10 protein-coding genes and 2 rRNA genes are annotated in these 13,417 nt (G+C 48.6%); 7 read left to right on the top strand and 5 right to left on the bottom strand.

Annotated features, from left to right (window positions below):
• The first annotated feature begins 158 nt into the window (after positions 1–158).
• From MKY95_RS04640 to MKY95_RS04610, 7 genes are all read left to right on the top strand, one after another.
• Entirely contained in the window at positions 159–923 is a 765-nt protein-coding gene (locus tag MKY95_RS04640) for an ABC transporter ATP-binding protein (RefSeq protein WP_036606149.1), read from the top strand.
• A complete protein-coding gene (locus MKY95_RS04635; RefSeq protein ID WP_235200704.1) occupies positions 913–1,740 on the top strand; it encodes an ABC transporter permease in 828 nt (275 codons plus the stop codon). Before MKY95_RS04640 ends, MKY95_RS04635 begins: the two co-directional genes overlap by 11 nt.
• Positions 1,741–1,907: 167 nt before the next feature.
• Positions 1,908–2,981 carry an ABC transporter substrate-binding protein gene (locus MKY95_RS04630; protein WP_036606148.1) on the top strand — a complete coding sequence of 358 codons (1,074 nt, stop codon included), beginning with the start codon at positions 1,908–1,910 and terminating at the stop codon, positions 2,979–2,981.
• Positions 2,982–3,907: 926 nt separating this feature from the next.
• Positions 3,908–4,720: a hydroxyethylthiazole kinase gene (thiM, locus tag MKY95_RS04625; RefSeq protein WP_036606147.1), complete on the top strand. Its 813-nt coding sequence runs from the start codon at positions 3,908–3,910 to the stop codon at positions 4,718–4,720.
• A complete protein-coding gene (gene thiD / locus MKY95_RS04620; RefSeq protein ID WP_036606146.1) occupies positions 4,717–5,529 on the top strand; it encodes a bifunctional hydroxymethylpyrimidine kinase/phosphomethylpyrimidine kinase in 813 nt (270 codons plus the stop codon). Before thiM ends, thiD begins: the two co-directional genes overlap by 4 nt.
• Positions 5,529–6,194 carry a thiamine phosphate synthase gene (thiE, locus tag MKY95_RS04615; protein ID WP_076319321.1) on the top strand — a complete coding sequence of 222 codons (666 nt, stop codon included), beginning with the start codon at positions 5,529–5,531 and terminating at the stop codon, positions 6,192–6,194. The genes thiD and thiE overlap by 1 nt, the downstream gene beginning before the upstream one ends.
• Positions 6,195–6,516: 322 nt before the next feature.
• Positions 6,517–7,260: a MerR family transcriptional regulator gene (locus tag MKY95_RS04610; RefSeq protein ID WP_339197148.1), complete on the top strand. Its 744-nt coding sequence runs from the start codon at positions 6,517–6,519 to the stop codon at positions 7,258–7,260.
• Positions 7,261–7,815: 555 nt separating this feature from the next.
• Here MKY95_RS04610 and MKY95_RS04605 read toward each other — a convergent pair.
• From MKY95_RS04605 to MKY95_RS04585, 5 genes are all read right to left on the bottom strand, one after another.
• Complete coding sequence (locus tag MKY95_RS04605; RefSeq protein WP_051447298.1) at positions 7,816–8,298, bottom strand: hypothetical protein; 483 nt, start codon at positions 8,296–8,298, stop codon at positions 7,816–7,818.
• Positions 8,299–8,623: 325 nt separating this feature from the next.
• Positions 8,624–9,280: a deoxynucleoside kinase gene (locus tag MKY95_RS04600; protein WP_036613256.1), complete on the bottom strand. Its 657-nt coding sequence runs from the start codon at positions 9,278–9,280 to the stop codon at positions 8,624–8,626.
• Entirely contained in the window at positions 9,277–9,900 is a 624-nt protein-coding gene (locus MKY95_RS04595) for a deoxynucleoside kinase (protein WP_036613258.1), read from the bottom strand. Before MKY95_RS04595 ends, MKY95_RS04600 begins: the two co-directional genes overlap by 4 nt.
• 185 nt (positions 9,901–10,085) lie before the next feature.
• Positions 10,086–10,202: ribosomal RNA gene (gene rrf, locus MKY95_RS04590) — 5S ribosomal RNA — on the bottom strand.
• 82 nt (positions 10,203–10,284) lie between these two features.
• Positions 10,285–13,210, bottom strand: a 23S ribosomal RNA gene (locus MKY95_RS04585).
• Positions 13,211–13,417: the final 207 nt, after the last annotated feature.

The following is a 13,417-nucleotide window of genomic DNA, read 5'->3' as shown; positions in this document are numbered from 1 at the left end:
GTAAGCGGAATTTTTTCATGTATGTGAAGATAAATTGCGGATTTAACTTACAGACCCACTCATTTCTCCGGAAATGGGTGGGTCTTTTTTGTTCCTTTTGCAGAGTATAGGATGCCGTTGTTATTGCAGCAGTCTGACATCAAGGGGGTGAGGATCAGATGTATAACCATGTAACCATTCACAACGTAAGCTTTGCTTTTCCCGAAAAAAAGGATTCCCCTGTGCTCTCCAATGTGTCGCTTCAGGTTCAACAAGGAGAATTTGTCTCGCTCATCGGCTCCAGCGGATCAGGTAAAAGCACGCTCTTCAAGCTGCTCGCAGGCTTGCATGAACCAACGGTTGGCACCATCGATATAGCTGATGTCCCGCAAGGACAACGGCTCGGACGAGTCGCCTATATGCCACAGAAAGATCTGCTGTTATCCTGGCGAACCGTCATGGAGAACTGCATGCTTCCTTCCGAGTTTGCACCAGGCCGACAGGACAAGGACAAGTTACGTGCCAACATCCTAGCTGGATTGGCAAGGTTCGGCCTGTCGGGTTATGAACAGGCCTATCCAGATGAATTGTCCGGCGGCATGCGGCAGCGGGTGGCATTGCTTCGTACCTTGCTTACAGGCGGGCAGCTCATGTTGCTGGATGAACCCTTCGGTGCACTCGACGCATTAACCAAACGAGAAATGCATCGCTGGTTGCTGGAGCTGTGGGAGAGCTTTGGCCAAACCGTGATGTTCATTACACATGACATCGAAGAAGCCCTGCTGTTAAGTGACCGTATCATTCTGTTAACTCCAGGAGGGCAAGGTCAGCAGTTGCAGGAGATGACGGTTCCTTTACCACGCCCAAGGCATTCGGACATGATCTACGAACCGGCTCTCGTGCAGATGAGGCAACAACTGGAGGAACAATTGCATGCACGATAGAGCTGAGGTTAGCGTCTGGACGTGGTGTTCAAAGTGGCTCTCGAGGTCGTTTTCCCAATATGGTCTGTTCATTATGCTCATGTTCTTATTACTGGCGATCTGGGAAGTGATTGTGCGTATGGGATGGGTGCCCTCCTTCATCATTCCTGCACCCACGGCCATCGTAAGCTCACTGGTTAAGCATCGCCGTCTGCTGTTGACCATCCATCTGCCTGCTACCTTTATGGAGGTTGTTGTTGGTTTTGTCTTGTCCATAGTGACTGGAATTACGCTGGCAACAGGCATGCATATGAACCGATCGATTGAAAAGGCATTGTATCCCTTCATTGTAATTAGTCAGACCATCCCGCTGATCGCCTTGTCCCCCGTATTTATCTTGTGGTTTGGTTACACGTTGTGGAGCAAAGTCGCGGTGGTATTTTTAATCGCATTCTTCCCCATTGTGGTCAGTACCTACGATGGACTCCGCCAAGGCGATCCGGAGCAGCGTGAACTACTGCTCACCATGGGCGCCAACAAGTGGGATATTTTTTGCAAACTCCAGGTTCCGCTGGCACTTCCCTCTTTTTTCTCGGGGCTAAAGATGTCTGTGGTGTACTGCGTGGTTGGGGCAACGATTGGCGAATGGCTCGGTGGTAGCAAAGGTCTAGGGTACTTCAGCCGTCGTATGTCCAGCAACATGAACACGGATGCGATGTTTGCCGCCATTTTGCTGTTATCCCTGCTTGGGATCGTTTTGTTTGTACTGATTACCTGGCTGGAGAAACGATTTAGCATACGGCGTCATCGTCATGGAGGCAAAAGAAAGGTTGGATAATACTTAGACAGAAATTAGATGTAAATACAGTAGTTACAATCTTCAAAACAAAACATATCTTATGCACAATTTCAGCAGCATCTTCAATCAGTTCACTGTCACATTATCGTTAACATGCTGCTGTCCATTTTCTACAAATCAAAACGATGAAATGAGGAACTTCATTTATGAATAACAAAGGTATATACTCCTTGCTTCCCATCATGCTAATTAGCCTTTTCCTGATCATTAGCGGATGCAGCACCACGAATACTAGCAAAAACACGCCAACAACAGACTCTGCAACTAATGCACAGCAAACAGATCCGTCTGCAACCGAACCAACATCAGAGGCCAAAGATAAACTGTCTATCATGCTCGACTGGTACCCGAATGCAGTACACTCCTTCATCTATGTGGCTCAGGAAAAAGGATACTTTGCAGACCAAGGTCTGGATGTCGAAATTCAGATGCCTGCGGATACCAATGATTCGCTCAAACTTGTTGCTGCCGGAAAAATTGATCTGGCCCTAAGCTACCAGCCCCAAATCTTGCTCGCGCGTGGCGAGAACATTCCTGTACGTTCCATTGCTGCTGTTGTTCGGCACCCGCTTGTGCATCTGTTGACCGAAGCGAATGGCAACGTAAGTTCACCCAAAGATCTTGAAGAAAAGACTGTTGGTTATTCCTCCATTCCTCTGTACGAAGCGATGGTACGCACGATGATCAGTAAGGATGGCGGCAATCCCGACAACATAAATCTGGTCGACGTTGGGTTCGATCTGATTCCTTCGCTGGCTTCCGGACAGGCGGATGCGATTATGGGTGGTTTTATTAACCATGAACAATTGATTTTGGAGAAAGAAGGACATGCCATGAAATCGATTAACCCCGTCGATTATGGTGTGCCTGATTATTATGAATTGGTCCTGACTGCAAGTGAAGCTGGCATTGAAGCAAAAAAAGACCAACTTACCCGGTTCGTCAAAGCGGTCCAGGAAGGACAGAAATATGTGACTGAGCATCCAGAAGAAGCCTTGAGTATTCTGCTCGCTCATGAGAATGAAACATCACCGCTTGACCCGGAGATCGAAACCAAAAGCCTGGCAATTCTGCTACCACTCATGAATGAAGAAGGCCAACCATTTGGTCGGCAGGAAATGGAATCGTGGGAAAATGTACGTGCATGGCTCGTTGAACAGGATTTGATTCCTGAATCGGTGAAAGCCGAGGATGCTTTTATTACTCTGCAAGGAGAGTAAATAAAGGAGAGCAACGCGAATAAAGGAAAAGTGATTGAACATAAAGGGAATGAAAGCAATGTGATTAAAAGTAAAGTTAGCAAGAACGTGAGGATCGGATGCATAAAGGTTTGTGGAATGGAATTGGCCTGAAGCAAGCATCGGAGGATCAGAATTTATAACAATCCTAAGTGGCTTGATGTGCAATTGGGCAGCTTGATATGCGTTTGGGTGGCTTGTTGATATGTATTTGGTAATGTAATTAGCGCTTATCTTCAAGCCTACTGGGAGCTGAAACGCTCCTTAACTTGATCGAAACAGAGCATGCTACGACCGCTAACGAATCTGAGGCGTCCTATTCAGGGATTTGGAGCGGTTGCAGAAATCTAAAGAACCTGAAACATGTTATATCAGAATAAATAGCTGTTTGCAGCGTTTTGGTCAGGAGATTCTGGGAATAACGTGTCTGATGTTCCTTACATTTCAAAAGGAGGACCTGACAGCCAAATAAGACGTCCTGTGTTCTTTAGAAACATCGTCTGACCAGTCGTGCCCGATCATGCCCCAATCAGTTGGGTATCGACCAGCCTGGACCTCTTCAAGACACCGGTTGGATGCTAACATCCATCACACTATCTCTTGCCTGAGTTTGGAGAAATTCACTCTGTTCACTTTCTGTATTTTGTATCGTTTCGTTTTTTATTGTTTCGCTAGATATCGATCAGAATGATTCAATTTGTCTATATCCAGTTCCAAAAATCCATTTTAGTGAGTTATGAAATTGATTTAGATTTTACGTTTCTGCTTTTCCCGCATTAATGCATCTGGCTGTTGTTAGACTCTGCGCCCCAACTCAACAAGGCAACTCATATCCTATTATTCTGTTGAGTGACTCCAGATATCGGACTTCCGCCGATCGGGTTACTTCAAAACAAGGAGGAAATTATATGTCTTATCTGGAACGTGTTCGTACGCAAAATCCGCTGGTACACAATATCACTAACCTTGTCGTGGCTCCCTTCACAGCCAATGGTCTGCTTGCACTCGGTGCGTCCCCTTTTATGGCCTATGCTCATGAAGAGGTCGCTGATGTCGCCAAGATGTCAGGAGCCGTGGTACTCAACATCGGTACACTCGATGACAAAGTCGTTCAGGCAATCCGTCTGGCAGGCCAATCGGCTAATGCGCATCACGTGCCTGTGGTGCTTGATCCGGTTGGAGCTGGCGCAACCACTTATCGCACGGAAACCGTGCAAATGCTCGTTCGTGAACTTCGTCTCACGGTACTGCGCGGCAATGTGGCGGAGGTCGCCAATGTCATCGGTGAGAGTTGGAGTATTAAAGGTGTGGACGCAGGGTCAGGTGAGGGCGACCGAATCGGCATTGCGGAGCGGGCAGCGCATAAACTTGGCTGTATCGTGGTCATTACCGGAAAAGAAGATATTATTACTGATGGACAATCCACATTCCTCACGAGTAATGGTCATGCCCTGCTCACTCAGGTCACAGGTGCTGGCTGTCTACTCAGTTCGGTGATTGGTGCTTTTACAGCCATAGCGGAATCAGGAGCCGATCTTCTAGGCAGTGTTGTTGAAGCGCTCGCGTTTTATGGTGTAGCAGCTGAACTGGCGGCAGAGCGGACAACTCATCAGGGGCCGGGCAGCTTCCAGATTGAATTGTTGAATCAATTGGCACAAGTAACACCCGACCTCTTGGCAGAACGCTCACAGATCTGTCAGATCCGTGGAGGTGCAGTATGAGTATTGCTCAAGCGCTAACCATTGCAGGCTCCGATAACGGGGGCGGCGCAGGAATTCAGGCCGATCTAAAAACATTCCAGGAGCTTGGCGCATACGGCATGACCGTTATCACCGCTATTGCTGCCCAAAATACAACAGGTGTGCAGGGCGTTTTTCCCATCCCTTACGATGGCATTGCCCAGCAATTGGACTCGACCGGCGAAGACTTTCAACCAACCGCAACGAAGACTGGCATGTTATATAGTGCTGAGATTATTCGGCTAGTCGCTGAGAAATGGCAGCAATACCGTTGGTCGAATCTGGTCATCGACCCTGTGATGGTAGCCAAAGGTGGCGCCCCCCTTCTCCAGCAGGAAGCTGTAAAGGCGTTGGTTACGGATCTGTTGCCCCATGCCCTGATCACAACACCCAATATTCCGGAAGCGGAACTGCTTACCGGGATGTCTATCACCAATCTGAGCCAGCGGGAAGAAGCCGCAAGACGGATTGTACAGATGGGCTCAACGTATGCTTTGGTCAAAGGTGGTCATGATGAAGGAAGTGGCATGATCGTGGATGTGCTCTACGATGGGCAGTCTTTTCATTACCTGGAAAATGTTCGTGTGGTAACACGTCATACACATGGAACGGGGTGCACATACTCTGCTGCCATCACCGCAGAGTTAGCCAAGGGTTCACCTGTTCTGGCTGCCGTTACGACCGCGCGAGCATTCATTCAGGCAGCCATCGAAGATGAGCTGGGGATTGGGGCCGGACATGGGCCGACAAATCATTTTGCGTATCAGCGCAGACAGCGGGGTGAGCAGTGATGCACCCTTGGAATGCAGAAGCGGTACAACGCGCGATGCAGGTGTATTTAGTGATGGGCAGCGTCAATACAAAGCAAGACCCTATGGAAGTATTGCGCCAGGCCATTGCTGGCGGCATCACGCTGTTCCAGTTCCGTGAAAAGGGAACTGGCGCCCTGGTTGGCGAAGCTCGCATCACACTTGCGATGCGGCTTCGCGAGGTGTGCAGCCAGCACGGGGTCCCGTTCATCGTGAACGATGATGTGGAGCTGGCTGTAGCGGTGGAGGCCGACGGCGTGCATGTCGGCCAGGATGATGCGGACGCGGCGCTAGTACGCGCCCGCATTGGAGATGGGCGGATGCTTGGCGTATCCGCCCACTCCGTGGATGAGGCGCGCCGTGCGTTGCAGGCGGGCGCCAACTACCTTGGCGTCGGGCCCATGTACCCGACGCCCTCCAAAGCGGATGCCCACGCTGTGCTGGGCCCCGCAGTGGTGGCGGAACTGCGCGCCGCAGGCATCGCAGTTCCGATTGTGGGTATCGGCGGCATTACGCCCGATACCACGGCCGCCGTGATGGCGGCTGGAGCCGACGGAGTAGCCGTCATCTCCGCCATCGCGGGCGCGGCCAACGTGTGCGCAGCGGCTGCGCAGTTCGCTGCGGCAGTGCGCGGGATGCAGGCGTAGCCCTGCTCTCCCTGCACTGCCAGCCCCGTGGGCTGCACCGAATACATGGTGCAACCTACAACTGCTCACGCTCCTCTCCATAACAGAGGAGCCTCAAAACACCCCCGCGGCGCGGTAACAACCCATGTCTTCGACATAGAAGCACAGCCGCTCCCCTACAGTGACTGAATTTTACAATAATTTCATCACACATATTCACATCTATTCACCAATCCATGATCAAGATGCAGCTTCCATGCTCGCATCTTGTTTTTTCATTTTCAACAGTTGACTCTCACGTAACGTCACACTGTACAATCGGTGTTGTAAGGAGGTTTCACACATGGCCATGAAGGTAAAAGAAGTTGCCGAACTTGCCTCGATCAGTGTGCGCACACTGCATCACTATGATGAGATCGGATTGTTAACACCGGACGAAGTAACTTCTGCCGGATATCGATTATATTCAGATGCCAACCTGGAACGGTTGCAGCAAATATTGTTTTTCAAGGAACTCGACTTCTCTCTGAAGGAGATCAAAAACATTATAACCAACCCCTCCTTCAATCCGGAAGAAGCACTTAAAATGCATCGACTTATACTGCTGGAGAAGCGCCAACGCTTGGACCAGATGATTGCTACCATTGATAGAACGGTTTTACACGTGAGAGGAGAAATTAAAATGACAGCCAAAGAACAATTCGAAGGATTTGATTTTAGCCAGAATCCGTATGAACAAGAAGCGCGGGAACGTTGGGGAGACCATGCCGTCGATCACGCAAATCAGAAGCTGCACAGTAAATCAACCACAGATCAGAAGGCTCTATCCGATCAAATGAACAAAATCTACAAACATCTGGCTTCACTTCGTCACACAGAACCAGCATCTGCGGAGGCACAGGCCGGTATTCAAGAATGGTACACCTTGCTGAACCAGATGGGAAGCTACTCGCCTGAAGCCTTCAGGGGACTCGGTCAGATGTACGTGGACGATGAACGCTTCAAACGCAATATTGATCAGTTTGGCGATGGTTTGGCAGTATTTATGAGAGATGCTATGGCTGTATTTGCTGACCAAAACAAATAATATAGACCTGTCTTCGACCACATATAGTATTATTCAATTCTCATTGTCCTCAGATGTGTACTGTAAACGATAGTCTAGAAGTTAACCCCCTATCCTGTAAAGGTAAAAATATTCTCGTCATCAGCTTTATTCCCAGTAAATGACCCTTCGGATATTTGAACCTACCTCCTGGGGTGACCATATCGTTCTTGTAATTAACCTTATGAACATGCTGAATATTTACTAGAGTTATGTGGTAAGTAATTTAAATCAATCCGAATTGTTGCAAAAGTTATGAGCCATATCCATCCCTACCTGGTGGATACACAAAAGGGACGTACACCCTCAGGCGTATCGTCCCTATGTATGAAAGTAACTCAGCCGCAATGTGAACATGCCTAACTGCTGCTCACTCTGAGTACTTTATAAATATCTTTTAAAGTAGATGCTCTTTACTATGTTTTTCTTCTGCTTCCAGTCCTTCAATATAACTTCATAAGTGCTTAGGATGATGAGCATTAAGTTTCTTCTGTCAAACGTTCTTCATTTTGCTGCAGCCGTCGACTGTCTATCCGATTAAGCTCTTGGCGCATGATCCGATGAAGATGCATCTGTAGCTAAACTGGTTCTCGCCATCCGGCCAGGAATCTGCCATGCAGACACAATCGCAAGCACGATGAATAACAAATCAATCGGTTGACTGAAATAGTCCTGGAAGGTTTCCACAAACGCACTGATCATCTCGCTATCAAACACAAGTTCCATCACGCCTACATCACCAAACAGTTCGGAAGTAAAATAAACCACCGTCAGATATTTCCCCAACAAAATGCCGACAAGTGCAAACAGTACGGCAATAATCTTATGTACCGTCGCAATTTGTTTATTGGAGAACAACACAACTGCGTAACCTGTGAGCGCTCCAATCAGAATCGCAATTAATCCCACCTCATAATCGGTCATTGCAGCAATAGCTGCCCATACGATGCCTCCCAGAATGGCTGCAATTAAGCCACCAATGATCGGCATACCGATTTTAACTCCTTGTTTCTCTTCCACGTTGTCTTTCCCTCCTGAGTCATGCATATGCTTCTTTTCCAGAATTCACCTTTCCTATGAAACCACAAAAAGACTTATTATTCAACATTTTTCTACTTTTGGTACCATGTATTTACATAATAGAAAAGATATATTAAGCATCTATTTCCTTATTCGCTCGAATATCATTTTAGTTTTGTCCACAAACCTCTCATAATTATTCCCTTGGCACATAAAAAAACACCCCTCCAACAGCATAATAGCCGTAGAAGGGATGTTGTCCATATCTGTATCATAAATATAACCAATGTAACCGAGAAAACTACATTGAAAACCTCTCTCTATCTTACCTTTGCACTTCCTTGGAAGGCTGAATGACAGCTGCAATCTGTGCAAAAATGGCATCCACCGATGCCGGATCATGCACATCATACTCATCAATGTTCAGACGCAGCACAGGGCAAGCTGTAAACTGATCAATCCACACGGAATAGCGCTCGTGCATGTGTTCCCAGTACGAACGGTCCGTCTGAATCTCCATCTCGCGTCCGCGTTCCGTAATACGGTTTAAAATCGAAGGCAGACTGCCTTCCAGATAGATCAGCACGTCTGGATGTGGGAAATACGGTGTCATTACCATCGCTTCAAATAAACTGCTGTATGTCTCGAAATCTGTAGCAGACATGGTTCCTTGATCTGCATGCATTTGTGCAAAAATGCCCGTATCTTCATAGATAGAACGATCCTGTACGAATCCGCCACCCAGTTCAAAAATCTTTTTCTGTTCCTTGAATCGCTCTGCCAGGAAATAAATCTGCAGATGGAAGCTCCAACGCTCAAAGTCATGATAGAACTTCTCCAAATATGGATTATGATCAACTTGCTCTAGAGAGGTCTTGAAGTTCAAACGTTGCGCAAGTGCAGCCGTTAACGTGGATTTGCCCACCCCAACCGTACCTGCTACCGTAATTAATGCATTCGTTGGAATGCCATAGTTATTCATATGATATACTCCTTTACCTGATTAACAATTTGCCTGAAGTGTTCAGGATGTTCCACAAAGTCGAGTTGCTCTGCATTGACCTTAATGATTACTGGCGGATTTGAGCTATTTGCCAGATAGTCCATGCCTGTTTTGTAATCGGCGATCAGTTGTTCCATATATGCCGGGTCCATATCCTGCTCAAATGAGCGTCCACGCTTGTTAATGCGGTACATCAACGTATCGAGTTCAGCTTCAATATAGAGCACCAGGTTGGGCTTTGGCAGATCATCTGTTAACAGATGATAGATTTGACGATATTTATCCCGTTTCGTTCCCTTTAAGGTACGATCGGCAAAAATCATATTTTTATAGATATGATAGTCTGAAATGACTGGGGTACTCTGCTCTACATAATGAACGCCCGTGTCTTCCAGTTGTTTAAACCGATTACACAGAAAAAACATTTCCAATTGGAAACTCCACTCGTCGATATCCTGATAAAAGGAAGCCAGAAATGGATTCTCTTCTACGATTTCTTTAACTAACGGAAGATTCAATTCATGGGAAAGCATCGTTGCCAGCGTTGTTTTCCCCGCTCCGATTGGACCTTCCACGGCAATAAACGGGGCTGATTTCATCGTGTTCACTGTTCCTCCTCGTACTTATGCGTGTTTCCGTTTTCTATATAGACCTCACCTATTGTATCACAGCTTTAAGGATTGGAACGCCAGTATTTTATGTATATAACAAGTCAAATCACAACTATTGAATTACATTAAAATAAAAAAAACACACTCGATATCATCAAGTGTGTCTTTAGATTGCTTGGCGGCGTCCTACTCTCCCAGGACCCTGCGGTCCAAGTACCATCGGCGCTAGAGGGCTTAACGGTCGTGTTCGGGATGGGTACGTGTGGAACCCCTCCGCCATCGCCACCAAACGCATAGCTTAGCTTACATTTCAGAGTTGTTGTTCTCTGAAAACTAGATTCGAAACGAAACACGCGAATTACAACTTGCTAATTGGATAAGCCCTCGACCGATTAGTACTGGTCAGCTCCATGCATTGCTGCACTTCCACCCCCAGCCTATCTACCTCGTCGTCTTCAAGGGGTCTTACATACTGGGAAATCTCATCTTGAGGGGGGCTTCACGCTTAGATGCTTTCAGCGTTTATCCCGTCCGTACATAGCTACCCAGCGGTGCTCCTGGCGGAACAACTGGTACACCAGCGGTACGTCCATCCCGGTCCTCTCGTACTAAGGACAGCTCCTCTCAAATTTCCTACGCCCACGACAGATAGGGACCGAACTGTCTCACGACGTTCTGAACCCAGCTCGCGTACCGCTTTAATGGGCGAACAGCCCAACCCTTGGGACCTACTTCAGCCCCAGGATGCGATGAGCCGACATCGAGGTGCCAAACCTCCCCGTCGATGTGGACTCTTGGGGGAGATAAGCCTGTTATCCCCAGGGTAGCTTTTATCCGTTGAGCGATGGCCCTTCCATGCGGTACCACCGGATCACTAAGCCCGACTTTCGTCCCTGCTCGACTTGTAGGTCTCGCAGTCAAGCTCCCTTATGCCTTTGCACTCTTCGAATGATTTCCAACCATTCTGAGGGAACCTTTGGGCGCCTCCGTTACTCTTTAGGAGGCGACCGCCCCAGTCAAACTGCCCACCTGACACTGTCCCCGCACCGGATTACGGTACCAGGTTAGAACCTAGATACGATCAGGGTGGTATCCCAACGTTGCCTCCACGCAAGCTGGCGCTCACGTTTCAAAGGCTCCCACCTATCCTGTACAGATCGTACCCAAATTCAATATCAAGCTGCAGTAAAGCTCCATGGGGTCTTTCCGTCTTGTCGCGGGTAACCTGCATCTTCACAGGTATTAAAATTTCACCGGATCTCTCGTTGAGACAGCGCCCAAGTCGTTACGCCATTCGTGCGGGTCAGAATTTACCTGACAAGGAATTTCGCTACCTTAGGACCGTTATAGTTACGGCCGCCGTTTACTGGGGCTTCGGTTCACAGCTTCGGATTGCTCCTAACCACTCCCCTTAACCTTCCAGCACCGGGCAGGCGTCAGCCCGTATACTTCGCCTTACGGCTTCGCACAGACCTGTGTTTTTGCTAAACAGTCGCTTGGGCCTTTTCACTGCGGCCCCCTCGTGCTATTCACACTACCGGGGCACCCCTTCTCCCGAAGTTACGGGGTCATTTTGCCGAGTTCCTTAACGAGAGTTCTTCCGCGCGCCTTAGAATACTCTTCTCGCCTACCTGTGTCGGTTTGCGGTACGGGCACCATCACCTGGCTAGAGGCTTTTCTTGGCAGTGTGAGATCATGACCTTCGCTACTATAATTTTCGCTCCCCATCACAGCTCAGCCTTACAATGTGCGGATTTGCCTACACATCAGCCTTACTGCTTAGACGGACATCCATCAGTCCGCGTCACTACCCTACTGCGTCCCCCCATTGCTCATAACGGCTTACGGTGGTACAGGAATTTCGACCTGTTGTCCTTCGACTACGCCTTTCGGCCTCGCCTTAGGTCCCGACTTACCCTGAGCGGACGAGCCTTCCTCAGGAACCCTTAGGCTTTCGGCGGATCAGATTCTCACTGATCTTTTCGTTACTCATACCGGCATTCTCACTTGTATAATGTCCAGCGCTCCTTACGGTACACCTTCAACCCTTATACAACGCTCCCCTACCCCTGATGCAAAGCATCAAGCCATAGCTTCGGTGGTGTGTTTAGCCCCGTTACATTTTCGGCGCAGAGTCACTCGACCAGTGAGCTATTACGCACTCTTTCAATGGTGGCTGCTTCTAAGCCAACATCCTGGTTGTCTGTGCAACTCCACATCCTTTCCCACTTAACACACACTTGGGGACCTTAGCTGATGGTCTGGGCTGTTTCCCTTTTGACAATGGATCTTAGCACTCACTGTCTGACTCCCGGAAGTAAGTCTATGGCATTCGGAGTTTGACTGAGCTTGGTAACCCTTGCGGGCCCCGCACCCAATCAGTGCTCTACCTCCACGACTCTGTTTTCCGAGGCTAGCCCTAAAGCTATTTCGGGGAGAACCAGCTATCTCCGAGTTCGATTGGAATTTCTCCGCTACCCCCACCTCATCCCCGCATTTTTCAACATGCGTGGGTTCGGGCCTCCAGTGCGTGTTACCGCACCTTCACCCTGGACAGGGGTAGATCACCCGGTTTCGGGTCTACGTCCACGTACTAAGTCGCCCTATTCAGACTCGCTTTCGCTGCGGCTCCGGCTCTTCACCTTAACCTTGCACGGGAACGTAACTCGCCGGTTCATTCTACAAAAGGCACGCCATCACCCCTAAAACGGGCTCTGACTTTTTGTAAGCACACGGTTTCAGGTTCTATTTCACTCCCCTTCCGGGGTGCTTTTCACCTTTCCCTCACGGTACTGCTTCACTATCGGTCGCTAGGAAGTATTTAGCCTTGGCAGATGGTCCTGCCGGATTCATACGGGGTTTCACGTGCCCCGCACTACTCGGGATCCGTCTCGGAGGGAACCAACTTTCAACTACAGGGCTTTTACCTTCTTTGGCGGGCCTTTCCAGACCTCTTCGCTTAACCGGTTCCTTTGTAACTCCATGTGAGACGTCCCACAACCCCAAAGAGCAAGCTCTCTGGTTTGGGCTTCTCCGCGTTCGCTCGCCGCTACTGACGGAATCACTATTGTTTTCTCTTCCTCAGGGTACTTAGATGTTTCAGTTCCCCTGGTATGCCTCTACACAACCTATGTATTCAGTTGTGAGTAACTGGAAATTACCCCAGCTGGGTTTCCCCATTCGGACACCCCCGGATCAAAGCTTGCTTACAGCTCCCCGAGGCAGTTTCGTTGTTCGCCACGTCCTTCATCGGCTCCTAGCGCCTAGGCATCCTCCGTGTGCTCTTAGTAGCTTAACCATATTGCTCCGGATTTTGACTGCTCGCTTCCCTTGGTTTGCTTACGCAAAGCCAAAAGTCGCTCCCATTCAATACCATCGCAAAAGCAATTTAACTACCGTTTTTATTAAAACTTGTTTAACACAAGTTCAGCTAAAAAGGAATGTTCTAATTCGCGTTTGTTTCGTTTCGATATCTAGTTTTCAAAGAACAAGCTCCATGCAAAAG

The organism is Paenibacillus sp. FSL P4-0176 (genome assembly GCF_037975265.1).
Lineage (GTDB): Bacteria > Bacillota > Bacilli > Paenibacillales > Paenibacillaceae > Paenibacillus > Paenibacillus amylolyticus.
This window is presented reverse-complemented; position numbering and strand designations above follow the sequence as displayed.

Coding starts and splice junctions, on each gene's coding strand:
- MKY95_RS04640 (WP_036606149.1), top strand. CDS start 159: ATGTATAACCATGTAACCATTCACAACGTAAGCTTTGCTTTTCCCGAA.
- thiE (WP_076319321.1), top strand. CDS start 5,529: ATGCACCCTTGGAATGCAGAAGCGGTACAACGCGCGATGCAGGTGTAT.
- thiM (WP_036606147.1), top strand. CDS start 3,908: ATGTCTTATCTGGAACGTGTTCGTACGCAAAATCCGCTGGTACACAAT.
- MKY95_RS04600 (WP_036613256.1), bottom strand. CDS start 9,280: ATGAATAACTATGGCATTCCAACGAATGCATTAATTACGGTAGCAGGT.
- MKY95_RS04630 (WP_036606148.1), top strand. CDS start 1,908: ATGAATAACAAAGGTATATACTCCTTGCTTCCCATCATGCTAATTAGC.
- MKY95_RS04635 (WP_235200704.1), top strand. CDS start 913: ATGCACGATAGAGCTGAGGTTAGCGTCTGGACGTGGTGTTCAAAGTGG.
- MKY95_RS04595 (WP_036613258.1), bottom strand. CDS start 9,900: ATGAAATCAGCCCCGTTTATTGCCGTGGAAGGTCCAATCGGAGCGGGG.
- MKY95_RS04610 (WP_339197148.1), top strand. CDS start 6,517: ATGGCCATGAAGGTAAAAGAAGTTGCCGAACTTGCCTCGATCAGTGTG.
- thiD (WP_036606146.1), top strand. CDS start 4,717: ATGAGTATTGCTCAAGCGCTAACCATTGCAGGCTCCGATAACGGGGGC.